This is a genomic window from Phycisphaeraceae bacterium (genome assembly GCA_020639155.1).
Lineage (GTDB): Bacteria > Planctomycetota > Phycisphaerae > Phycisphaerales > UBA1924 > JACKHF01.
In genome coordinates this window covers 1640830-1665504 of the sequence record JACKHF010000001.1, presented here as the reverse complement: position 1 = coordinate 1665504, position 24675 = coordinate 1640830, and the positions used below count along the sequence as shown (strand labels likewise).

18 protein-coding genes are annotated in these 24675 nt (G+C 56.3%); 10 read left to right on the top strand and 8 right to left on the bottom strand.

Annotation, left to right across the window (positions count from 1 at the left end):
- Positions 1-61: 61 nt before the first annotated feature.
- A complete protein-coding gene (locus tag H6815_07005; protein ID MCB9860188.1) occupies positions 62-916 on the top strand; it encodes a sugar phosphate isomerase/epimerase in 855 nt (284 codons plus the stop codon).
- A gap of 54 nt (positions 917-970) precedes the next feature.
- Here the strand turns inward: H6815_07005 and H6815_07000 are convergent, their stop codons facing one another.
- The 3 genes from H6815_07000 to prfB all read right to left on the bottom strand — a co-directional run bounded on the left by H6815_07000 (position 971) and on the right by prfB (position 5281).
- The gene (locus H6815_07000) at positions 971-1783 is read right to left on the bottom strand and encodes a Bax inhibitor-1/YccA family protein (GenBank protein MCB9860187.1); all 813 of its coding nucleotides are present in this window, start codon (positions 1781-1783) and stop codon (positions 971-973) included.
- 142 nt (positions 1784-1925) lie between these two features.
- Positions 1926-4019: a M1 family metallopeptidase gene (locus H6815_06995; protein ID MCB9860186.1), complete on the bottom strand. Its 2094-nt coding sequence runs from the start codon at positions 4017-4019 to the stop codon at positions 1926-1928.
- A 158-nt stretch (positions 4020-4177) separates the two neighbouring features.
- Complete coding sequence (prfB, locus tag H6815_06990) at positions 4178-5281, bottom strand: peptide chain release factor 2 (GenBank protein ID MCB9860185.1); 1104 nt, start codon at positions 5279-5281, stop codon at positions 4178-4180.
- A 196-nt stretch (positions 5282-5477) separates the two neighbouring features.
- Here prfB and H6815_06985 point away from each other — a divergent pair, with 196 nt between their 5' ends.
- The 5 genes from H6815_06985 (at position 5478) to H6815_06965 (ending at position 12814) form a co-directional block, all read left to right on the top strand.
- Positions 5478-6884, top strand: a complete 1407-nt coding sequence (locus H6815_06985) for a hypothetical protein (GenBank protein MCB9860184.1) — start codon at positions 5478-5480, stop codon at positions 6882-6884.
- 87 nt (positions 6885-6971) lie between these two features.
- Positions 6972-7595: a sigma-70 family RNA polymerase sigma factor gene (locus H6815_06980; GenBank protein ID MCB9860183.1), complete on the top strand. Its 624-nt coding sequence runs from the start codon at positions 6972-6974 to the stop codon at positions 7593-7595.
- A 23-nt stretch (positions 7596-7618) separates the two neighbouring features.
- The gene (locus H6815_06975) at positions 7619-8110 is read left to right on the top strand and encodes a hypothetical protein (protein MCB9860182.1); all 492 of its coding nucleotides are present in this window, start codon (positions 7619-7621) and stop codon (positions 8108-8110) included.
- A gap of 141 nt (positions 8111-8251) precedes the next feature.
- Positions 8252-10165 (top strand): translational GTPase TypA, encoded by a 1914-nt coding sequence (gene typA / locus H6815_06970; GenBank protein MCB9860181.1) that lies wholly within the window; start codon positions 8252-8254, stop codon positions 10163-10165.
- Between the two features lie 51 nt (positions 10166-10216).
- Positions 10217-12814: a hypothetical protein gene (locus tag H6815_06965; protein ID MCB9860180.1), complete on the top strand. Its 2598-nt coding sequence runs from the start codon at positions 10217-10219 to the stop codon at positions 12812-12814.
- Between the two features lie 14 nt (positions 12815-12828).
- Here the strand turns inward: H6815_06965 and H6815_06960 are convergent, their stop codons facing one another.
- From H6815_06960 to H6815_06950, 3 genes are all read right to left on the bottom strand, one after another.
- A complete protein-coding gene (locus tag H6815_06960; GenBank protein MCB9860179.1) occupies positions 12829-13293 on the bottom strand; it encodes a GNAT family N-acetyltransferase in 465 nt (154 codons plus the stop codon).
- 178 nt (positions 13294-13471) lie between these two features.
- Complete coding sequence (locus H6815_06955) at positions 13472-14932, bottom strand: PhoH family protein (GenBank protein ID MCB9860178.1); 1461 nt, start codon at positions 14930-14932, stop codon at positions 13472-13474.
- Positions 14933-15063: 131 nt separating this feature from the next.
- Positions 15064-15651 (bottom strand): DUF456 domain-containing protein, encoded by a 588-nt coding sequence (locus H6815_06950; protein MCB9860177.1) that lies wholly within the window; start codon positions 15649-15651, stop codon positions 15064-15066.
- On the opposite strand from H6815_06950, the gene H6815_06945 reads away from it, so the two are divergent.
- Positions 15646-16902 carry an Mrp/NBP35 family ATP-binding protein gene (locus H6815_06945; protein MCB9860176.1) on the top strand — a complete coding sequence of 419 codons (1257 nt, stop codon included), beginning with the start codon at positions 15646-15648 and terminating at the stop codon, positions 16900-16902. The genes H6815_06950 and H6815_06945 overlap by 6 nt on opposite strands.
- Positions 16903-18231: 1329 nt before the next feature.
- On the top strand, positions 18232-19728 hold the full coding sequence (locus H6815_06940) for a hypothetical protein (GenBank protein MCB9860175.1): 1497 nt from the start codon (positions 18232-18234) through the stop codon (positions 19726-19728).
- A gap of 58 nt (positions 19729-19786) precedes the next feature.
- Here the strand turns inward: H6815_06940 and H6815_06935 are convergent, their stop codons facing one another.
- The gene (locus tag H6815_06935) at positions 19787-21139 is read right to left on the bottom strand and encodes a hypothetical protein (protein ID MCB9860174.1); all 1353 of its coding nucleotides are present in this window, start codon (positions 21137-21139) and stop codon (positions 19787-19789) included.
- A gap of 165 nt (positions 21140-21304) precedes the next feature.
- On the bottom strand, positions 21305-21952 hold the full coding sequence (locus H6815_06930; GenBank protein MCB9860173.1) for an acetyltransferase: 648 nt from the start codon (positions 21950-21952) through the stop codon (positions 21305-21307).
- A 140-nt stretch (positions 21953-22092) separates the two neighbouring features.
- On the opposite strand from H6815_06930, the gene H6815_06925 reads away from it, so the two are divergent.
- Both H6815_06925 and H6815_06920 read left to right on the top strand, forming a co-directional pair.
- The gene (locus H6815_06925; protein ID MCB9860172.1) at positions 22093-22983 is read left to right on the top strand and encodes a menaquinone biosynthesis protein; all 891 of its coding nucleotides are present in this window, start codon (positions 22093-22095) and stop codon (positions 22981-22983) included.
- 14 nt (positions 22984-22997) lie between these two features.
- Positions 22998-24671, top strand: coding sequence for a hypothetical protein (locus H6815_06920; GenBank protein ID MCB9860171.1), 1674 nt, complete (start codon positions 22998-23000; stop codon positions 24669-24671).
- Positions 24672-24675 lie beyond the last annotated feature (4 nt).

Sequence of the window (24675 nt, the reverse complement as noted above, 5' to 3'; positions counted from 1 at the left end):
TAGGCAGAAAACGAGTATCGATTCTCAGCATCCTCGCTGCTGTCAAAGGATAACGTCAAGCATGACAGATTCTCACCTGCATCCTTCAGATACCTGCCAACAGCGCATCGGTGTCTGTTCATGGTCGCTTCAGGCGTCATCGCCTGTGGAACTCGTTGAACGAGTGCGTGCCTGCGGGCTCTCTCATGTCCAGCTTGCCCTTGATCCTATTCGCACCGGTGCGTGGAACTTCAGCGAGACTGCCGATGCACTCGAGCGAGCGAACATCCGCATTCTCTCAGGCATGATGGGATTCAAGGGTGAGGACTACTCAACGCTCGACTCTATCCTCGCAACCGGTGGCGTTCGTCTTGACGCTGACTGGGACGAGAACTTGCGTGCTGCGCACGAAAATGCGCAAATCGCAAAGCAGTTTGGTCTCTCGCTCATCACCTTCCACGCAGGTTTCCTCCCGCACGATCAGCACGATGCTGTGCGTACAACCATGCTCGATCGATTGCGCCGGATCGTCGATGTCTTCGCCCAGCAGCACATCCGGGTCGCGTTCGAGACGGGGCAGGAGAGTGCAGCCACGCTGCTCGACGTGCTTGCTGAGCACGGATTCGAGCACGTTGGCGTGAACTTTGATCCCGCGAACATGATCCTCTACGGAATGGGTGATCCGGTTGCGGCATTGCACAGACTGAGAGATCGTGTCGCGCAGATCCACATCAAGGATGCTACAGCCGCCACAACATCTGGCACGTGGGGCACAGAGGTGCCTGTCGGGGCTGGCGATGTGGACTGGCAGGGTGTTCTCAACCTTGCATCGAGCCTGCATGCTGACCTGGTCATTGAGCGCGAGGCAGGATCTCAGCGTATCGAGGACATCTGCACTGCAAAGTCGCTCCTTGATACATGCCTACACACAGATTAAAAAGCCCGAGGCGTACGCCCCGGGCCTTGAAGTCAATCGTGCGGTGTCACCGTCTTATTCTCGCGTCAATGCTGCAATCTTCGCGAGCAAGCGAAGGATCTCAATGTACAGCCAGGCAAGGGTCACAAGGATAGTGAATCCGGCATACCACTCAAGGTACTTCGGTGCCCCACCTCGAATACCGGCTTCCACAAACTGGAAATCGAGAATGAGCGCTGCCGACGCGAGGAGAATGCACAGCGCTGTAAACCCGATTCCAATCGGTGAAACACTTGTGAATAGATTTGGCAGACCGAATCCGAACATGTACGAAGCGAACATCACAACAGCATAGATTGATACCGCGCTGATCGCGACAACAAGGATTTTGGCAACAGTTCCCGAAATCCTGATTAAGCCGAGCGAGTACGCAGCGCACAACCCGCCACCAACACAGAACGTACCGATGATGCCGTACGAAATGAGATGAGGATCAACCTTGTCGAGATAAGAGTAACTGATCGCAAGTGATGCAACTGCAAGCCACGCACCCTCCGCAATCGCATAGATTGGCGCGAGTATTGGTGCTGCCTTCGGATTAAATCCGAGAATGAGCGCGATCACAAAGGAACCCGCCATCAGTCCGATCACCCACATCCACGCTGTGGAACGGCCGCTCGTCATCATGCTGTCAAAGTATGGGAACGATGCAAAGGCGGTTGTTGCACAGATCCCCATGAGAATGCTCGTCGCAATCACTGTCCCACGGAGAGACATTGTTGTTGGGCGAGCCTTTGTTCCGAGCACTTCCTCAAGGGAGCGCGGACCAACACCGACCGGCTCTGCATACTGGCTGAATGCGTTCAGCGTCGGGTTTCCTGTTCTCATTGTGCCATATCCTCCGTCAATACGTACGTCTCAGTCATAACTATCGGGACGTATCCCATCAGAGCGTACATCCTCGGCGCATTGGATGCCTTGTTCGGGATGTGGTTACATCTGTTTCGCACTTGTACGGATCAAGATGCGCTCAGTTCGAGCCGCTGTCCTCATCGGCTGATGTCGATTCTTCCTCATCGGCTGAAGGCTCCCAGACATTATTTGACGGGTCAACATCGGGGAATGCCTCGTCAGGATCAAGCACAATCTTCGTGATCGTGTTGCCCTCGGACCCAGGCACCACCGTGGTCCACCTCCGTCCGCCAGACCATATCTGGACCGGTAGATTCTTCCGGACGACAGAGCCATCGGAATAATGGATGTCCATGACAACCGGCATTGGCAGATCACCCTTGTTTTCGATCGTAATGTTCCACGAACCTCGACGCTCGCGCACCCGTGTCACCGTGTGATCCATGAACGCGTTTGTGTGGAACCATCCACGCCAGAACCACGACAGATCGTCGCCAGCCATGTCGTTCATCGTGCGATAGAAGTCACCAGGACGCGGATGTTTGAATGCCCAGCGGTTGATGTACTCGCGGAATGCCTCATCGAAGCGTTCAGGGCCAAGGATCTGCTCGCGCAACAACACAAGACCGGCAGCCGGCTTCGCGTATGCAAGCCGACCGAGCGCGCCTTGTGAGTAATAGTCGGGTGGAAGATCCGGCTCGTGGATATCCTGCTGGCGCCAGTTGCGCGCATAATCACGCGCATTCCCCCGACGCGGCAGCGTATCCGGGAAGTACTCAAGGTTTGAGTAATAGTTAATGAACGTGTTGAATCCCTCGTCCATCCATGCATGGCGACGCTCATCCGTCGACACAATCATCGGGAACCAGTTGTGCCCGATCTCGTGCGTCGTCACACCGAAGAGCCCCGTCTCGCTTGTACGATTGCGACAGAAGATGATCATGGGATATTCCATGCCACCGACGGTGCCGTTGACATTGATCGCGCTCGGGTATGGATACACATACCACATCTTGTTGTAGTGAGCGATGGAAGAAGCAAGCATGTGCGTTGAATCACGCCACAGGGGAAGCGCCTCGGGCGGATATGCCGATTGCACAAGTGTTCCTGCCCGATTGGATGGCTCGGACCCTCTGTTCATCGGAACCTCGGGACCGGAGTTTTTCAGTATCTGAGCGTCCCAGATAAACGCGGCACTGGATGCCCACGCAAATGTGCGCACATTGTTTGCGACAAAGTGCCAACTCAGATTGCCCTCGCCGTCACGAAGATTCTCACCCAGTGTGTCCTCATCGCGAATAACAACGGTCTCACCCGGCGATGCAAATGCCTTCTCCCATCGATCGTGCATCTCGTTATTGAGCACTTCCTCCGCGTTCATCAACCGACCAGTTGCAACAACAACGTGATTGCGCGGCGCGGTGATCGTCACGTCATATGTGCCGAAATCTGTATAGAACTCTCCCGCGCCGAGATACGACATGGTGTTCCAGCCGTATAGATCATCGAACACACACACGCTGGGGAACCACTGGGCGATCTGGAAGACATCGCCCTTGTCGCTCTCATATATACCCAGACGATCTGATCCGTAGGCAGGGATGTTGAATGCGTAATCGATTTGGAACTCAACGACACCACCGTGTGGAGCAACAGGCCGTGGCGGATCGATGCGCCCGAGTGTGTCATGCACTTTCATCTCGATCGGCTCGCCGTCGTACACCCTCACATCGACAAGCTCGCCCTTGCTGTTCCTGACTCCCTGTGTCCACATAGAGACAGATGAGATCTCGTACCCACCTTGGAACGCGCCACGATTGCCAAAGCGTGCGCCAGGCTGCGTCATCCGTGCGCCAGCACTCTCCGGGTTGAAGAGGTTCTGCTCAAGATTCAGCCAGACGTGCTCCAGCGCGAACGGTGAGTTGTTCGTATACGTGATAGTGCAGTGTGCTTCGAGCCTGCGATTCTCAGCATCAAGCGAAACCTCGATGCGATAGTCGGCTGCATTCTGCCAGTAGTCAGGGCCGGGCTGACCCGTTGGGAGCCGGGACGAACTTGCCTGATGTACCGGCGGCTGCATGAACATATCCTGCGGTCGATAGACATGCTCAAAGTCCGGCTGACGATCCGCTTCCTCCTGCGCCAGCACAGGAGATGCAATGGATCCGATCAGGAGTGTTGTGCAAACACACGAAAAGGATGTCAAACGCATATGTCTTTCCAATCTGCCAGATGAAACGAGCCCATGATGCACGCACACGCGTGGGACAAACAGCATACCACAATCTGCCGTCACTCGCAGATTGTTCCCGATCAATAAGACAGGAAAGGCGGCTCCAGCCCGATCGGTTCCCGTTTGGGTTGTGCTTGTCAGTTCTTCTTTGATCGCCGGCGTTTCAACTCAGCATCGATGAACCCAGCAACGTCGCCATTCAGCACAGTCGTGGGGTTGGCCTCATACCCAGTGCGATGGTCCTTCACCCGATTGTCGTACAGGACATAGCTACGAATCTGCGTGCCCCATCCACGGGACACATCGCCGCCGGTCGCGTCCTTGAGCTCGGCCGCCCGCTTCTCTTCCTCAATCTGCTCGAGCTTTGCCATCAGAACGCTCATCGCCTGCTTCTTGTTCTGTGGCTGGTCGCGGTAGGTAGATGCCACAACCATGATGCCAGTTGGGATATGTACCAGCCTGATTGCGCTGGCGACTTTATTCACGTTCTGGCCGCCAGGCCCCGACGCACGAACGAACGGCGTGATCTCCAGATCCTTGTCTGGGATCTCGATGCTTGTTTCCTCGAACTCGGGTGTCACGTCCACCGTTGCAAAGCTCGTCTGGCGTTTGCCCTGCGCGTTGAACGGGCTGACACGTGCAAGCCGATGCGTTCCACGCTCACACGAGAGATACCCAAACGCGAACGGGCCCTTGATGTGCAGCGTCACATGATCGATACCAACCTCTGTGCCGTAGTTCAGCGCGACTTCTTCGACCTTCCAACCCATCTGGTCAAAATAGTACATGTACATGCGGAACAGCATCTCAGCCCAGTCATTGGCTTCTGTCCCACCATCGCCAGCGCTGATTGTAAAGAAGCAATCGCGATGATCGTGCTTGCCCGACAGCAGCGACTGCAACTCGACCTTCTCCATCTCTGCAACAAGCTGATGCAACTGCTCATCTGCTTCGGCAAGAAGATCCTGATCACCTGCCTCCTTCGACATCTCGTATGCGAGTCTTGCATCCTCGAATCGCGACGTAACATCGTTAATGGGGGTGATCTGCGCCTTGATAATCTTCAGCTCACTCACAACAGCTCTGGCTTTATCCTGATCGTCCCAGAATGTCGGGTCGCCCATCTTTGCTTCGAGTTCCTTGAGCTTCTCCTGCTTCGCCTCGCAGCCAAGCGATTCCCTGATCGTGGTAATCCTCGAATCAAGATCATCAATAACAGCGTTGTGAGAATCGAAATGCATATGAGCTCTGTGTTTTTCACACAATCACTCGCCCGAACGACGCGATCGGGCAGTATGTGAGGTGCTGAGCCGCGATAGTAGTCCGAACAGATTGCAAACGCAAATCCGGGTGTATTTGTTGCTCGGTCTATGCGCCACGTGTTGCTACCGGCGTCGTTCAGTCTGTGCCTTCCTCATATCACTCAGGAGAACACCCATGGCAGAGATTTTTCGTCCAACACCCACTCGCAGTCAGACCCGATTCGTCACCGCAATCTGTGCGATGATGTGCGTCGGTGCTGCACTTCCCAGCACCGCGCTTGCACAGCACGATCCACAAAGCAGATCTGCAACAACCGGAAAGACACGCGATGGTCTGCTCAATGTCGAGTTCAAGGGCGGCACAATTGGCGATTTTCTTGAAACAATTGGAGTCGCTGTTGCACCCGAACCATTCAACTACATCGTACGGGGCGACGCAGAGCACGTGCTCCTGCCTGCGATCTCTCTCCGCAACGTCACGATTTCAAACGCGCTGGACGCAGTTGTCGAAGGCGAGTATCGACCAGCGGATGTTGCAAGACCGCCAAAGGGCTTGACCAGTCTACAGATACTTGTGCGATTAAAGGAAGACATCGATGAAAATGGCGACACACGAGGTGCGCCCATCTTTGAGATCGCACGCAGGGATGTGATCAACCCTGCCAAGGCGCAAAGTGAAGCAAACGAGGAGAATGTGTTCCCGGTCGGACGAACAACACGAGTGCTCTCACTGCGTGATCTGACGACACCACCCAGAAAATATGACGATTTTCAAAACGCCTCGATGAGTATTGACAACATCATGCAGTCGTTGCACAGTGCGATGGTACTGTCCGCAAAGGCATGGAAAGATTCAACCGGCGAGAATCTCCCCGAACCCGAGATGGCATATCACCCCGAATCCGGCATGCTGCTGCTGGTTGGATCGACGGATCAACTGAACATCGCTGAGCGTGTGTTCAGTGAAATGGCACGAGATCTTATCAAGCAGCGCCAGCAGTTCGATGAAATCATCGAACATAAAGCAATCGTTGTAGAACTCAACGCAGAAAAAGCCGCGCTGGAAGCACAACGAAGAGACGCCTTTGTCAAAGCCAATGAACTCGAAACAAGTATTCAGAGCATTTCTGAAAGAATGGCAGCAGAGCCAAACGATGACAGATTGATGGTTGAACACCATCGACGTCAAGTGGATCTGGATGCTCTCCTGGATCGTATCAACTCCATCGACGCCAATATTGACGACATCGAACGTCAGCTTGTGACCCGTGAGATGGTGCTTGCCGACCAGATGAATACATCGCAGCCACAAACATCCGTCAGCATCTACACGGTTGGCAATCTCTCCCAGTTCAGCGAACAGATCGCATCGTTCTTCCACAATGCAACGCATGGTCGCGGCGAGGTCACATTCGACCAGCGGCGAAACTCGCTCCTTGTCTCTGCGTCCGAGAAGGACCAGAATCTGATGATCGAGCTACTCTCCCTGCTGAAGCGCGTTCAGGCTGGCGACCCGAATCTGCGAACAAACGTGGAAGCTGAGCGTTCAGGCAATAATCAGGGCAGCGGCAGATTGAAGTAACCGCATGCGAGGCTTATTACGACACAGATCACACACACTCTGATCCGCGAGCACACGGCGCTGCACACACCACCAGCAGCCGTGTGCTTGCGTGATTGGCAAGCATCTCTTCTCGCACAAGACACGCACGAGCAGTCTCTGGAAACAGCCGCCCAAACACCGCCCGCGGCCAGCGAATCTATCGCTGGCTTGCTCGCGCGCATGCGGCACGGTGATCAGGCAGCGCTTGCGACGGTGTACTCAACGTGGTTTGACAGGGCGCTCGCGATGACGATGCGCTTGACAAAGTTTGACGAGTCCTTCTGTCTTGATGTTGTGCAAGATTCCATGCTCGTGCTTGCGAAGAAACCGCCAAAGGTCGAGTGCGAGGCACAGTTTGCTGCATGGCTGGGCCGCGTTGTGTGCAGAAAAGCACTCGACCATATCAAAGCAGACAAACGACGAAAAAAACGCGAATCCGCATCGGCAGAGCACCGATCGGCGCATCATGCAGCATCACCCGATCTCGTCGCACAACTCCAGCAATCAATGAAACTACTGAAAGATGAGGACGCGATCGCGCTCGTCCTCCGCTTTGACAAGGACCTGACACTGCAGAGCACCGCCGAGAGCCTCGGCATCACGAAGGGTGCCGCGCACGGCAGGATACGTCGTGCTGTCGAGAAGATTGGCGAGCAAATGAAGGAAGCAGTTACGGACAGAGTGGATTGAGATACCGACAGAGAGGATTTGATATGTCACACAACAACGACAACACCGATTCACTTACGCTGCTCGATCAGCCAATGTCGAATGCTGCACACACCCGCAAGGCAGAGCTTTTTCCCGATCTGCAGCGAGCGCTAACACACGGCGTGCGCAAGCGCAAAGCGATCCAGACAGCCTTAGCAGTTATTCCCGTCATACTTCTCAGCGCGGTCACAGTTGCACTCTGGCCGAACACACAGAAATCTGTCCCAGCTGGAGACAACCGCACTGCTGCAAACAACAACTCTTCTCTTGCCGAAACCAACACAGCACAGCAACGCGCACCATATCGCGTCATCCACACCTCAAGTGACATCAACGAGCACGTGAAGATTCTCTCAGATGATGAACTGCTGGCAACACTCGAACAGATTGGTCAGCCTGCTGGGCTTATCCGAAAGGACGGCGTGACGTTTCTTTCCACCGAGTTCACATCTACGGGCCAGAACGACGCAGAACAGCAACACAACGGCACATAACAGCCCGGTATTTCCTTGTGTTTTGTTTCGTTTCGATGAGCTTTCCTGACAAAGACCTGACTTTTCATTGATTGCAGCTACGATTTCTCGCGTCCACTCGTTGGTTTAACTTTCGCCCGTTTGCAAGGAGACTGGCCGAACATGGGTCAGCCTGAGTCATCATTGTCATCCACCGCGACCGCTCATGCGCACGCAGGCATTCGCAACGTCGCAATCATCGCGCACGTCGACCACGGCAAGACAACACTGGTCGACGGATTGCTGAAACAATCGGGCATGTTCCGCGCGGGCGAGCTCGACAAGCTCGCGGGCGGCCAGCACAACCTCATCATGGATTCTAATCCGCTCGAGCGAGAACGCGGAATTACAATCCTGTCAAAGAACTGCGCGATCGTTTACCACACGCTCGATGGCGAAGAGATCCGCATCAATATCATCGACACGCCTGGCCACGCGGATTTTGGCGGCGAGGTCGAGCGTGTGCTGCGCATGGCCGACGGGTGCCTGATGCTCGTCGACGCATTTGATGGTCCCATGCCACAGACAAAGTTCGTGCTGGGCAAAGCCCTTGAGTTCGGCCTGAAACCGCTCGTCGTTGTAAACAAGTGCGACCGACCCGGCGCACGTCCGGATGATGTCGTGCATGAGGTGTTCGATCTGCTTGTAGAGCTCGGCGCCGAGGACATCGCGCTCGACTTCCGCACGATCTACGCATCGGCGCGCGAGGGATGGGCGTCCAACGACTGGAGAGAACCCGGGACCGATCTTCGACCGATCCTTGAAGCGATCGTCGAAGAGATTCCTGCGCCAAAGTTTGATGCGAACGCACCATTGCAGATGCTCGTCACAACACTCGACTATTCCGAGTTTGTCGGACGCATCGGCATCGGTCGCGTGTTCGCTGGCACCATCCGCAAGGGACAGCGTGTCGCGATGATCCATCGCGATGGCACACGCAAGGACGTGCGCATCGGGCAGCTCATGCAGTTCTCCGGGCTCGGTCGCGTTGAGGCAGAGGAGATCTACGCGGGCGATCTGTGTGCTGTATTTGGGATCGAAGGCGTCGACATTGGAAACACACTCGCAGATATCAGCAATCCTGTTGCGCTCCCGCCCGTCAAGGTCGACGAGCCGACGATGACAATGCTGTTCCGCATCAACGACTCGCCGTTTTCGGGCAAAGAGGGCAAATACCTCACCAGCCGGCAAATCCGCGATCGTCTCGACAAGGAAACCGAGAAGAATGTCGCGATGCGTTGGGAATCCGGCAACACCGCCGATGAGTTTCTTGTCGCGGGTCGCGGCACGCTGCATCTGGGCATTCTGATCGAGACCATGCGCCGCGAAGGGTTCGAACTCTCCATCGGCAAGCCGCACGTCATCCTCAAGGAGATCGACGGCGTGGTGAGCGAGCCCGTCGAAGAGCTCGTTGTCGATGTGCCCAACCACCACGTCGGCAAGGTCATGGAGCTCATCGGCGCGCGCAAGGGCGAGATGATCAAGATGGAGCCTCGCGGCGACACGATTACCCATCTTGTGTTCGAGATCACGTCGCGCGCACTGATCGGGCTCCGCTCGCGCGTGCTCACCGCGACACAAGGCGAAGGCATTATGCACCATCGGTACTCGAACTATGTGCCGATGCGCGCATCGCAGAGTGTGCGCGACGCTGGCGTGCTGATCTCGACCGAGACCGGCAGCGTCACCAGTCACGCGGCCGAGCTGCTCGCAGATCGCGGCGTGCTGTTCGTCACGCCGGGCGATGCTGTGTACAAGGGCCAGATCGTCGGCGAGCACTGCCGCGACAACGACCTGACAGTGAACATCTGCAGACTCAAGGCGCTCAGCAACATCCGCGTCGCGTCGAAGGAAGCGACTGTGGTGCTCAAGGGTGCGCGCAAGTTGTCGCTCGAAGAAGCGATCGAGTATGTCGAGGACGACGAACTCGTCGAGATCACGCCAACAAGCGTGCGCCTTCGCAAACGCCTGCTCGAAGAATCCGACCGCAAACGCGAGGAACGTCGGAAGAAGGACAAGGATTCGGACAGCAACTAAAGCAAGTTGATTGATCTAAGTCTGACTTGGGCGGGCGGTCTAATATAACATATGGCAGGCCGCAAAGAAACACGGTCATCAAAGCAACCAGCCACTCCTGTGGCCGATCCTGCCCACGCACTGATCGGGCGCGTGCCCGTGGCCTCTGCCGTATCTGACGAGCCTGCCAACACGCTGCGAGCAGAAACAAAGGAGCTTGGCAAGCAGCCAATCCTCAGCGATGATCTCGTGCCGCAGATCGGCCCACTCTTTGACATGATCCGCCATCACGAGACCCAGCTGCCGCTTGCAGCTGTTATTTATGGAGCGTGGGGATCAGGCAAGACCACGGCAATGGAATGGCTGAAAAGCGCACTCGACACATGGACAGCAACCACAGGCAAGCAGCTTATCAAAGACAAGAAACTCGCAAAGGACCACTTCATCCAGACACACTGCGTGTGGTTCTATCCGTGGAAATACCAGACCAGCGATGATGTGCTGCGCGGGATTATCGCGGAAGTCATCCGTGAGACCATCATGGTCGCCAACTGCGACGCGCAGACCGTCACCGCAGCAATCCGTCGGTTCGGAGGATTTCTTGGCAAGTCGTGTTTGCGCGTGCTCGACTCAATCGAGCTTTCCGCGGGCACAGACGCAACGGGCAAAGCAAAGGTCACACTCGGTGCAGCACGTGGCGTCATTGAAGAGTTCAAGGCAGCAAACGAGCCTGACAAACCATTCCTCAACCATTTCGAGGATTCGCTGTCAGAGTGGATCAAGAGCACGATCGGCAAGGACAAACGCCTTGTGGTGTTTATCGACGATCTCGATCGTTGCCTGCCGCGCGTGGCACTGCAGGTGCTGGAAGCGCTGAAGCTCTACCTGCGCATCCCACAGATTGTGTTCGTCATCGGTGTTGACCGACGCGTTGTCACGCAGCTCGTCAAGACGATCTACACAGCGGATGGCATCGCAGATGTCGATCCAAAGCGATATCTCGCCAAGATGTTTCAGGTCGAAGTGACCCTCGATGCGAACGAGGATAACTCACAAAGGTTCTTTGACCATCTCACGGACGGGCACGACGTGTGGGACAAGCTCGCATTGGCGCCCGAGGCCCGGAAGCTCTTCAGAGATTACATCCTCTCACACGCTGAAAGGAATCCTCGCGAGATCAAGCGCGTGTTCAACGGCGCTGTGATGAAGGGTGCCGGTCAGTTGTACAGCGTCTTGCAGGAACGATCGCCTGTCATCAAACGCGAAACCGTCCGGCACGGACATGACGCAGGGGCCGAATCGCACGCACAAACCGAAGCACTCGCCATCGCTCAGGGGATGAAACAGTACTTCATCCAGCACAGACTTGATTCTCTGGAGTCGCTTGAAAGCGCACGGATCGCCAAGGAGCGCGCTGAGCAGAAACCCGCAACAACGAAAGAGGTGATCAGAGAATCACACGAGGATGAGCATAACGAGCAGCAAGCAACCAAGCCTGCGCGGCTTCTTTCGGACCTGCTCGAACCGATGTATCCACCAATCAGGCACATCGTCTCGCTCCAAGGCACGCTCAGGATGGAACGGTTTATGACATCATGGGCAGAGTTGCTGCGTTCACCAGACAGTGCTGAAGACGTAACGGAAGCGATGCTCAATCAGGCACCGCGCTGGCATTGGCACAATGAATCGCCGAAGGACCATCTGGGAGAAAATCTTCCGAAAGCATACGCAGCCTTTGCCACACAGGTGAACTTCAAGGACTTTGCGCCATTGCTTGCGGACCAATGGCTGCGTCTTCTGCTCGCACTCGATCTCGATGGTTCGTCCGCAGATCAGCACAAGGACATGCCAACCACGGGTGATACAGCAGAACAGAAGGTTGTGAAATCAGCATCTGCACGCGCGCTCCAAGACCGTTCGCGCCACGCACGACAAGCTATCCTCACCGGCGCAACGAAGGATGCGCGCATTGTCAGAGATGCCGCTGCGCTGGCGCTCAAGGTATCGCCAGACGAACTGACAGATGCGATGCTGGCCAAAGAACTGACTGAGCTTGATCTAGTTAACGCAGAAGTTACGACCATCGATTGCCTGATCGGCCTGACCAGCTTGACCTCACTGTGGCTCGACTACACAGCCGTTAGTAACATCGAGCCGCTCGCGCACCTGACCAGCCTGACCACGCTGTCCCTCAACGGCACCGCCGTCAGTAACATCGAGCCGCTCGCGCACCTGACCAGCCTCACCTCGCTGTCCCTCGGCGGCACCGCCGTCAGTAACATAGAGCCGCTCGCGCACCTGACCAGCCTGACCACGCTGTCCCTCGACAACACCGCCGTCGGCAACATCGAGCCGCTCAAGACGTTGGATAACCTGACCGAGTTGTGGTTCGACGACACATCTGTCGGCAACATCGAGCCGCTCGCGCACCTGACCAGCCTGACCACGCTGTCCCTCTCGCGCACAGCCGTCGGCGACATCGAGCCATTCGAGGGGCTGGATAACCTGAACATGCTGTGGCTCGATGGCACGGCCGTCAGTGACATCGAGCCGCTCAAGGGACTAGCCAACCTGACCGGACTGTGGCTCACGGATTCGCCAGCAGCAAAGAACAAGAATGCGATAGAAGCGATAATGAAAGCAATCCCACACTGCAGTATCTATATATAACCTTTTTGCAAAAATCATACACTATCCAAACTCATCCAGTACGTCTCCACACCCTCGACGCGCGATGCGCCGAGGCGTTCGTAGAACCGAATCGCTGCATCGTTGTTTGATACAACATGCCAGAACATGCGGTCGCAGCCTGCGTCGCGCGCGATCTGCGTGAGAAGTTCCATCACACATGCACCAGCGCCCCTGGATCGGTATTCGGGACGGATCACGATGTCCTCAAGGAACAGCACGGGCACACCACTGAACGTCGGCACGGTAAAGAAATACCACACGTGACCGATCGATTGGGCCGCGTCCATCACAATCTGGCACGTTGCTGGTGGATTATCACCAAACAGCACTTCATGTATTCGTTCCGCTGTGATCTTCGCTGCGCCGGGCCTGCCCTCGGTTTCCGCGAGAAAGCACAGGTTCTCGCGGATGAACTCGGCATCGTCTTTCGTCGCGGGACGGAGTGTGATAGATTCCATGCGTGCATGTTATGTCGGTGGAGCGGGCTTCCAGCCCGCTTGAGATGCAACGAACGGCGGGCAAGATGCCCGCCCCACCAATACAGCAACGCATCAGCACTGCTGGTTGCATTGCAGACCATCCACAGCGGACAGGACCATCTCACACCCGGAGGGCGTGACTCAACCAAACACTCAATCACAACCGTTCGATGGCGAGGCTCGCAAGATCCGAGCGTTCCGACTTGAGCAGCGTCACATGCCCGAACAGGCGTGCGCCCTTCATCTTCTCGACGCAGTACGACAAGCCGTTGGACGACTGATCGAGGTACGGGTTGTCAATCTGCTCGATGTCGCCCGTCAGCACGATCTTCGATCCCTCGCCCGTGCGCGAGATGATGGTCTTGACCTCGTGCGGCGTGAGGTTCTGCGCCTCGTCGACGACCATGAACTGATGCGGGATGGAGCGCCCGCGGATGTACGTAAGCGGCTCAAGCACCAACTGGCCGTCAGCCATCAGTTTCTTGATGCGCTGTTCTGCGGTGTGACTCTCGGCAGCCTGCAACGGCGAACCTCGCGTCGAGAGCAGGTACTCGAGGTTATCAAAGATCGGCTGCATCCACGCGCCGAGCTTTTCGTCCTTGTCGCCGGGCAGATACCCGATGTCGCGCCCCATCGGCATGATCGGGCGCGCGACGAGCAGCTTGTCGTAGGACTTCTCGTTGAACACCTTCCACATGCCCGCTGCGAGCGCGAGCAGCGTCTTGCCCGTGCCCGCGCCACCGAGCAGCGTCACCAAGCGGATGTCGTCATCCATCAGGAGATCGAGCGCCATTGTCTGCTGGACATTGCGAGGCAGAATACCAGAGACCGGCTTGCGCGGACTCGTGATCGGCATGATGTGCGGCGAATCTGCGAGTCTGCGCGAGAGCCCAGTGTGGCTCTCGTCGGCTGCGTCCTTCAGAACAACGTACTCGTTCGGATGCACCTCGCGTGTGTACTTGCTGCCATCGGAAGCCTTGGTGGCCAGGTGCTCCGAGAGTCGATCGAGTTCGAGCAGACGATCGGCGTAGAGCTCATCAATCAGCTCGTCTTCGGTGTTCACCGTGATGTATCCCGTATACATCCGATCGGCATCAACCTTCTCGTTCTCGAAATCCTCGGTCGGAATCCCGAGCGCATCACTTTTGATGCGCGCGCCGAGATCCTTCGACACGAACACCGCGGGCTTGCCCTGCTGATACAGATGCCATGCGACCGCGATGATGAGGTTGTCCGCCTTGTCCGCTGCGATCGCCTCGGGGCGGTCGTACTTGTTCACGTCGATGCGCACCGTGCCCTCGCCACGGATCGAGCCTTGGAAGCCGCGCAGCGTTGCCGGATCGAGCAGGCTGAGACTGACACCCTCGGTGATTGTGCCGAGTGTGCGCAGCCGATCGAGAAAACGGATCGCGTGTCGCGCATTACGCCCCACATCGTCCTCACGCCGTTTCATCGAGTCGATCTCCTCGATGACGGGGAACGGGATGACGACGTGGTTCTCCTCAAAGACAAACAGCGACTCCGGATTGTGCAGGAGTACGTTCGTGTCGATCACGAAGTACTTCGGGCCCTTGGTCGTCTTTGAAACGGAGGAACGCGGTGATCTGGCTTTGGCCATTGTGTGTGCTTTCACGAAGAGGAGATGTCGTGCGTGCCTGAACGTCTATCGGTGCGAGCACGAGGATCGTCTGATTTATACATGGGCAGGAGCGCCAAAGATGCTGATCTGATGCGGTTTTGAGGCAGTTGTCAGGTTGTCAGGACCGCGATAACCAGAATCACACCAACGATAACAGCAAGAACTGCCTTGGCAATAGTGGAAAGCAGTCTGCCGATGGCTGCTCCCATGCCAGCCTTGTTCGCAGCTTTCCAGTCCTGCGACTTCACACCCTTTTCCACCACAACAGCGCCAGCCCACGCGCCGAGCAGACCCCCGATGATGGTGCCGATGATCGGGAATACGAACGAACCCACGATTGCGCCAGCAATCCCGCCAAGCATCGCAACAAACGCGCCGGACTTGCTCGCACCCGCCTTCTTCGCACCGACAGCGCCCGACAGCAGTTCAATCACTTCGCCCGCGCCAGCAAGCACAAGCGACGCGATGGCTGCGGACCACGGCATGATCGATGTGTCATATGCAGCAAGCCCGATCGCCATTACGACCGCAACCCAGATCCCCGGGGGAATGCCAACAAGCGCCAGCACCGCACCGATGAGTGACGTGATGCCCAGCACTGTCGCAAGCAGAATCTCGATCACCCATTCGGGCACAACAGTTCCCTCCACAGCGTTCTTGTCGCGATCTGTTTGGTAGAGTGTACGAGCCGATTGCACGAAACCCCTTCAAAGCACATCGCAACCCTCGAAAACCTGCCCGATCGTGCGGACAATGAGCCAATGAGCTTTGGAAAAGAACAGATCATCGCAGCAGCACGCCGAGTGAAAGTGCCGGGCACTGATGCAACGCTCGACAAAATCGGCTCCGTGGAATGGGCAGCGATCTGCGACGGGCACGCGAGCGTGAAGGTGCATCTGCCGGATGGCATCGCATCGTCTGCGCGCGCGTCGATTGCCGCGGGTGTTGATCGCGCTGTCACCGGCGCAGCTATCGCAATGAGTGCGCCGATCGCACAACTTCTTGTCGAGTTTGTCGATCATCAGGGGACCGTTATTGACGCTGTCACGTTCCGTCAACGCGGCACACAGCAGCAATCCACTGAGCAGCAAGGCGACGGACACAGACCGATCGGTGGGTTGCGCTCGGGCTCACCGCAATCCAGCGCGCAACCGCTCGCCAACGTGAAACACATCATCGCTGTCGGTGCGGGCAAGGGCGGCGTTGGAAAGTCCACCGTCAGTGTCAATCTCGCTGTCGGACTCGCCAAGCGCGGGCATGCGGTCGGGCTGCTCGACGGAGACATCTACGGCCCGTCACTTCCCACGATGCTCGGGCTTGACGCGATGGACCAGGTCGCGATCGAGGGAATGCTCCAGCCGTTCAATGTCCATGGCATCAAAGCGATCACCATCGGCAAGCTCGTCGATTCGGACAAGCCTCTCATCTGGCGCGGCCCGATGGCGCACGGCGCGTTCAAGCAACTCACCGAACAGACCTCGTGGGGCGAGCTCGATTATCTCATCGTCGATCTTCCGCCGGGCACGGGCGACATCGCGCTGACCATGGCGCAGACACTCCGCACGCGCGGCGCAGTGATCGTGTGTACGCCGCAGCGCGTCGCGCTCGACGATGCCCAGCGCGCGCTGCGCATGTTCCAGCAACTCGGCATCGACATCCTCGGCGTTGTCGAGAACATGAACGTCTTCATTGGCGACGACGGCAAGCACTACGACATCTTCGGCTCAGGCGGCGCGCAGCTGATGGCGCAACGAACCAACGTGCCATACCTTGGCGGCATTCCCATCACCATGGCATTGCGCGAGAACTCGGACAATGGCAATCCGTCAGCAAACTTTGCTGGCAAGACCGCACTCAATGATGCGCTCGAAACACTCGTGACGAATCTTGAGAATCAGGTTGCGCTCGCAGAGATGAAACCGAGCGCGCCGACGATGAGTGTGAGCTAACTCATCAGTCAAGAGAATGAAAACCACCTCCAGTGGCGCGGGCATCTTGCCCGGGTTTCTAGATAATCTCAGGCGGGCTGGAAGCCCGCTCGAACAGCTTTGTGTTAGTGGAGAGCCCTCAGTATTGTGGGAACACGAATACTTCCCATGCTTCTGATACTCATCTGGATCTCGTGAAGCATGAAGTATCTGAGACACATTCCCGGCCTCTTCCTCTGTGTTGTTGTTGCAATAGCAGTTCAAACAGTGGTCTACCGCGCTCACTCAAAGGAGCGGTTGCCGAGCTTTGGACTATGGCATACTGCAACTTATCACATGTACCGATCCGCAGACAACGAACTCGCATGGTCGCGACAACGTAGCTGGCTTGGCTCGTGGTATTGTATTTCTGGTCCGGCTTACGACGAACCAGATGGTTCCTTGACTCACAGAGGATGCGATGTATTTGGATTCATGCCTCCAGCGTTTCTTGATGATCCAGTATACGCTTCGCTACGAGTGGCTACACCACCAATCTCAACTGCACGCTGGAACAATACATGGGATGTTGAGCACGAAAGGGATGTGTACTCTCAACACTCTGCGATAGTGATGCGCGTTTCCGGCTTCCCTTTCCCATTCCTGCGATCCGGTTGGCTTATAGATGAGCCACCAGACTGGTACGCTAGCACAACCATGCCTGCGTCGTGGAAGATGGTATTTGGTCATGCGCAGAACACACTTGCTTCCAGATCAAACAAAGTTGCCCTGCCCGAAATCGCGATTGTGCCTGGGATCGGATCAGTTTTGTCAATCGCAGGAGTTTTCTATGCAGCAATATGTAGTGCGCGCTTTGTTCTTCTAAATATAAGATCACATATCTACCTCGAACGAGGCAGATGCAAGCATTGCGGGTACTCCGCACTGCTGGACCAAGACCAATGCCCAGAGTGTGGCGGTTCTCCATCGGATCAACACATCGCTAAGAAAAACTATCGAGTGCTAACCTGTACTCTTAGTACCGCCAGTCGGCAACGAATCGCAACTGGTGCGATGTGTACCCGTCGCCGAGGTCACCCTGATATCCGAAGCGCAGGTTGAAGTTGCCGCCCTCGCCGCGAATCGCAACACCGCCCTCGGGCGAGATGTAGTTGTCGATCGCAGCGCACTTAGTGAGATCGGCGTACGCAGCGCCGACATAGAACGCACAGGCATCCTGCCCGTACTTCTATATAATCTCAGGCGGGCTGGAAACCCGCTCGAACAGCTTTGTGTTAGTAGAGAGCCCTCAGTATTGTGGGAACACGAATACTTCCCATGCTTCTGATACTCATCTGGATCTCGTAACGGATGAAGTATCTGAGACACATTTCTCGTATCGTTCTGTATGTCGCTGCTGCGATCGCTGTGCAGATGGGAATTTATCTTGCGCACTCGCACAACTGGCAGCCCGACTACATGCTGTGGCAGTCAACGGAGTACATGACCCATCGATCAGCGGACAACAAGATCGCGTGGTCGCAGAAGCGGAACCTGCTCGGCGCGACGTACTGCATCTCCGGCCCTGCGCTGTGGGCAGATGGGTTCATTTATTTTGGCGATGGCGCTTACCGTTCAATGGAAGCCTATGGAACAGATGACACTGAGTACGCAATCAAGCAAGTTGACACCCCACCGATTGATATCCGAAGACTCGACAAACTCAAACAGGGTATCTGGGATGCCATCGAAGAAGATGTGGACGCGGATACGACATCCGACGTTCTCATCCGTGAATCCGGATTTCCGTTCCCGTTTCTGCGATGTGCGTGGCTTGTGGATGATGAGCCCGACTGGAACACAAAGACACTCCCGGACTCGTGGATGCTCTGGATCGGAACATCAACATCAAAGCAGCCCTCTACAACCAAGCAGAACTTCATTATCCCGGAGATCAAATGGATTCATGCTATTGGATCTATTGCGGCTACTTCGCTTGCTATCACAACGATCTTCTGGACACTGAGAAAGTTGAAACGATTGATCCTGCGACGCATGAGGATGCGCAAAGAAAAGTGCATCTCGTGCGGGTACAAACTTGACCACGCAATGACACAGTGCCCGGAGTGTGGCACTGCAACACAGATCAGAAACACAAGATCACTCCTTGAGTCGGTTCAGAGCGCATTTATGCCAAAGTCCTGCGCGTACCTTGGACTCACCATTGCAGGAAGTATTGCGTGCAGCGTGTTAATCCAGATTATCGCATTTGCCATCCACTCGCAACAATCAAGACCCAGCTACTACCTCTGGCAGGTTGCAAAGGACCATATGTATCGAGCGCCTGACGACGAAATGGTGTGGTCTATCGAGCGGGGATGGGCTGGATCGTGGTACTGCATTTCTCATTCAACCCATATAGAATACCAGTCTCCGATCCAAATCCGACCTGATAAGTTTAGGTTTAACTATTACAATCAATACCATGACCAACCAGTCAGAACATCACCGCTTACGACATCCCAGTGGCAATCTATCTGGGATGCTGAATATGCACTCAGTGATCGCTCTGGTCACAACGTTATGGTCATGCGATCGTCGGGATTTCCGTTCCCGTTCCTGCGATGCGCGTGGCTTGTCGATCAGGAACCCGAATGGACATCACCGGGGATTCCAGACACATGGAAGGTCGCCATCGGCCGATCCGCTGATGGATCGAATACAAATGTTTCGCCTGAGATCGAATGGAGGCCAGCGATCGCTTCGATCGGAACAATCTCGATCGTGATGTGCGCAATCGTGTGCGCGATAGGTGCTGCGTTTCGCAAAGCCCGCAAACGTCTCAACACGTTCACCTCAAAGCAATAAAAAACCCAGGGATTGCAATCTCTGGGCGTTGATACGTGTGCAACAAGTCAAAGTGAGATCAGTACCGCCAGTCGGCAACGAATCGCAACTGATGCGATGTGTACCCGTCGCCCAGGTCGCCCTGATATCCAAATCGCAGGTTGAAGTTGCCGCCCTCACCGCGAATCGCAACACCACCCTCGGGCGAGATGTAGTTGTCGATCGCTGCATCCTCGATGAAGTCGGTGTACGCGGCGCCGCCGTAGAACATCCACTGGCTTGTCGCGTTGTATGTCACTCGTCCGCCAGCACGGAAGATCTGCTGATCAACGCCTGAATCAAACTCGTAGTCGTCGTACGAGATCTTCTGGGAGTTGTATCCGGAGTAATGTGCGATGATGCTCGCACCCCAGTCGCCAGCCTCATTGCCAGACGAATAGGTTACGAGATTCGTGATCCCATACCCCGTCAGCAGCGCACCGGCTGCAAAGTCGTAGGATGCCGAACCCGCAGCGAGCACCGACGGCGTGACCTGCCACGAGATCCCCTTGCCGTTCTCCGGGCGTGCAAGCGCAATCGGCAGCCCGAGATGGACACCAAAGTTAAACACGTTCGCGCCCTCGACACGATGGTATGCGAGGGGTGTGCCGATGATCAGTCCCACGTTTTCATTGAACCGATACTCGAACGACGGATCAAAGCTCGCTGTGCCACCGTCTGCTGTGTCGGTGTCGATCACGCCGCCCGATACATCAAACCGGAACCGGGAACGCGTGCCGAAGTTGTGACGCTCGTCGACAACAACAACCGCGAGCGGATCCGCCCCCGCGGGGCGCGGGTTTGTTCCCGGGTTCTGCTGCGGGATATTCTCGATCTCGACGGGGTTCGGCGCCTGCGCCCACGGAACATCCGCCCACATGCCGAATCGGTCGTACGCGAAACGCGCCATGCGCGCAGTGGTTGAACTGGGGTTGCCATCGGTCACTGCGAGCACAGACTCGCGCGCTACTGCTTGTAGAAAATCCTCAATGTCAGACGGCGCATCTTTTAAAAAGTAATCCTGGAGTTGATCGCTCAGGTCGCCGTTGGTTGCATCAAATGTGCGCACTGGCGCCCCCGCACCAAGAATGGGGAACGTGAGCGTTGCCTGTGTTGCGGACCCGTTGAGTGTGAATACCGCAGCGTTCTGCACGCCAGCGTATGTCAGCCCTGCGCTGAACGGCACACCCGCAAACGAGCTGAACTGTCCTTGCGTGTCGATGAGGTCCTCGATCAGATCGGGCATGGATGAGCCGCCCGCATTGAGCATCAGACCGGACATGTTTGTCGCGTTAACATTGAAGTTGAACAGACTGTTCTGTGCGCACGCTGTCCCGGCACATCCAAGCAGAACACCAACCGAAAGCATGCTGACAACTGATCTGTGGTTCATGAGTTCCTCCCGTTTCGAAGGGCACGTGCCCGATCTGCCCCATCATCTATCGGTTGTTTGGTGTTGCAGGCTCCGACAGAGCGCATCAGCCCAGCGCAATATATCCCCGGGATCACGATCGCTATGCAAATGTCGCTGAAAAACCGCACAATGTGAGAAAAATGCTCAATCAATCGGCTGCGAATGGTGGATCGGCTTTGCGGGAACACCAACCACGGTCGATCCAACAGGCACATCGCGAATTACAACCGCCCCGGCACCGATCGTGCAATCCGATCCAACTGATATGCCGGGAATGATCGATGCACCAAGCCCAATGAGCGTGTTGTCACCTACATGCACACCGCCTCCGATGCACGCACGCGGTCCAATGTGAGTATTCACGCCGATCTCGCAATCATGCTCGATGATTGCGCCGGAGTTGATAATCGCGTGGGCGTCAACGCGTGCACGTGCGTGGACAACGCATTGTGGTCCAACGTACACACCGGGCTCAATGATCGCGGAATGCGCTACCTGCGCAGACGGATGAATAATCGTCGTCGGCATAATAGAAATTCGATCGAGCTGGCGCATCAGCGTTTGTCGCAGTGCAATATCACCGACACCGAGGATGTAGCTCTGCCCCGCAGCGGAGGCAACATCGTGCATCGTCCCGAGCCAACTAGCAGAAAGCTCGCCATGATTCAGTGGTGCAGTTGGGTCATCGTCATAGAACCCGAAGACGCGTACAGCGTTCAGCTTTGCAGCTTCCAGCACGACAACTGCGTGCCCGCCTCCACCAATGATGACCAGTGCTCCAGCGTGTGGCATGGACACAGGGTATCACGGTGGCCGAATGCCTACGCTGCTCTGGGGATCAACCCCTTGTATTTTGGTCAGATTGCAGATGAACCGGGCATTCTCGACAGCGTATGACACGTGCTGGCAGAGCCTATTGGGAGGATGACGGCATGACACCCGTCCGGATCGCGTGCGTTCGGTATCTCAACACACTCCCGCTTATCGAGGGATTGGACGTGTTCGCTCATAACACAGAGATGATCGAACTGGTCGCTACAACACCATCACGCATTGGCGCAATGGTTGCATCGGGCGAAGCGGACCTCGGTCTGGTGTCTGTCATTGATGCGGCACGTCTGCCGACACCAATGGCGCAGCTCCCCGTCGGCATGATCGGGTCTGATGGTCCCACGATGACAGTGCGTCTGTTCTCCGATGTCCCGATCGATCAAATCACAACACTGCACGCCGATGTGGAAAGCCACACATCCGTCGCGCTCGCGCGCGTGCTGCTGAATGAACTCCACGCCATCTCCCCCATCATTGTTCCGTACGACGCGCGCGAAGGCATCGAGCACGATGGCGATGCAGATCGCGTATCGGCATCGCTCTGGCCGGAATCCTTGCTGCTCATCGGCGACAAGGTTGTGTGCGCACACCTGCCCGAAGGAAGATACATCCACCAGCTCGACCTCGGCGAGACATGGAAGAACCTGACCGGGCTCTCGTTTGTCTACGCAACGTGGATGTGCCCACGTGACCGAACAGATGATCCCGCAATACTCAGCGCGTGCGCACTGCTTGATCGGCAACGCAGGCATAACACCACCCGACTCGACTGGGTTGCCCAGCAACACGCACACTCATTCGGCTGGGATATCGAGCTGGCACGAAACTATCTCGGGCGCATGCTTCGGTACAGCGTCGGAAACAGGGAGCAAGAAGCTGCCCGATTGTTCATCGAGAAGGCACACGCGCGCGGGCTTGTTGATCGCTCAGCCGACCAGTCACTGTGCTGGGTCGATGCAGCGAAGATCCGATCGATGTGTGTCGTGTCCTGATACGATCTGCGCGTATGCCACCGCTCCCGACAATCCGCACGCCAGTGCTCGCCGAACTGGTGAAGGAGCTCCGGTTCGCGCCACGAGCGACATTGATGCGTCAGCTTGCAAACGCGGAAGCCCTCGCGCCCGACATCGAGGACGATCGCGAATATCCGGACGAGTGGCTCATCTTCAAGGTCACCGGGTACAGACCCGAGCACCACTCGGGCGAGATCCGCAACTGCCTTGGTGCAGATGTGCTGCACGATCTGAGCGCATTGTGCGAACATCTGAGCAAAGCAGCGAAGATCCGTTGCGACGATGTATCACCTTCTCCGATCGGGCTTGATGAACTTGCGTCGCGATGGAACGTCTCGCGAAAAACGATCGAGCGCCTGCGGCGCAAGGGGTTGACCGCACGCCGCGTGCTCGACGAGAAGGACAGATCCGTCCTCATGTTCCTGCCTTCGGTTGTGGATCGATTCGAACAGCAGCACGCATCGCTGCTCACAGATGCGAAGGCGTTCTCTCGGTTTAATGACAACTGCAGGACCGAGATCTTTGAGAAAGCAAAGCAATTGCATGCGTCTCATGGAGTATCGCTCAACACAGCTGCAAAGTCGATCGCCGAGGAACTCAAGAGAAGCCACGAGGGCATCAGACAGCTTCTGCTTCGCAATGAGGAAACCGAGAACGCGATATTTCAGAACGGTTGGCATTCTCCCGATCGGCGCAGGCAGATCGCGTATCGCGCCTGGTCAATGGGCATCCCGGTGCGCAACATCGCAGCCCATTTCAGACGCACATCAACAAGTATCCATCGGCTAATCCTCGTCGAGCGCGCTGAGCGGCTGAAGACAGTTGATCTCCATCTGGATGCGAAAAAAAAACCTGATGCTGCTGCCAATCTTGCACATGTGTCGCTCCCGGGGCTTGGAAGCGCGCCATCGACCGATCTTGCACTTCTGCTTGCGCAAGCACGCGCAACCGACCCGCCAAAGGCATCCAACGAGAAAACGGTCACAACACTCCATACCCAGTTGATGATCAGCGCAACCGGAGTCATCGCTTCTCTCAGCACAACCAGACCCAAGGCTGAGTCAGTCGATGAAGCCGAGACATTGCTCAGAGCTATCGCACGCGTCCGCGCATTGCTGGTTTCGATGGAACTCGGGCTGGCGCTTGCAACACTCGATCAGCAGTTTGAGCAGAACATCGTGTCACTCCCCGTCTCTCTTCTGAAACCGATGACATTGCAGGTCATCCACACGGTGGCACACGCAGTCGCAACGCACAATCCATCGCGTGGCGGCAGACTCGCAGCACCGATCGGACTCGCGATCACACGTCTTGCAAAGGAGTGGACCCAGCGCATCCCCGCTGCCGACGCGTCCAAAGCCCAGCGAGCACTGTCCACCGGCACGTCTATCAACGACTGGACGCGATCGATCTGCCCGTGGCAGGCGTGGCTTGAGCCTGATCCTCGTGTTCGCATGGTTGTCGATCTCAAACCAGCAGAACGAAAGGGGTTGAGCGACGAGCGCGCAACGCTGCTGCGCGATCGGTATGGGTGGGCGGGCTCGTTACCGCAGACAGCAGCAGCACTTGCAGCAAGCAGAACAACCCTTTCCCACCATATTGTGCGGACACTCACACGAGCAGAGCAGCAAGCATTACAGATCGCGAGAGAAACTTCTGATTGTTGAGAAG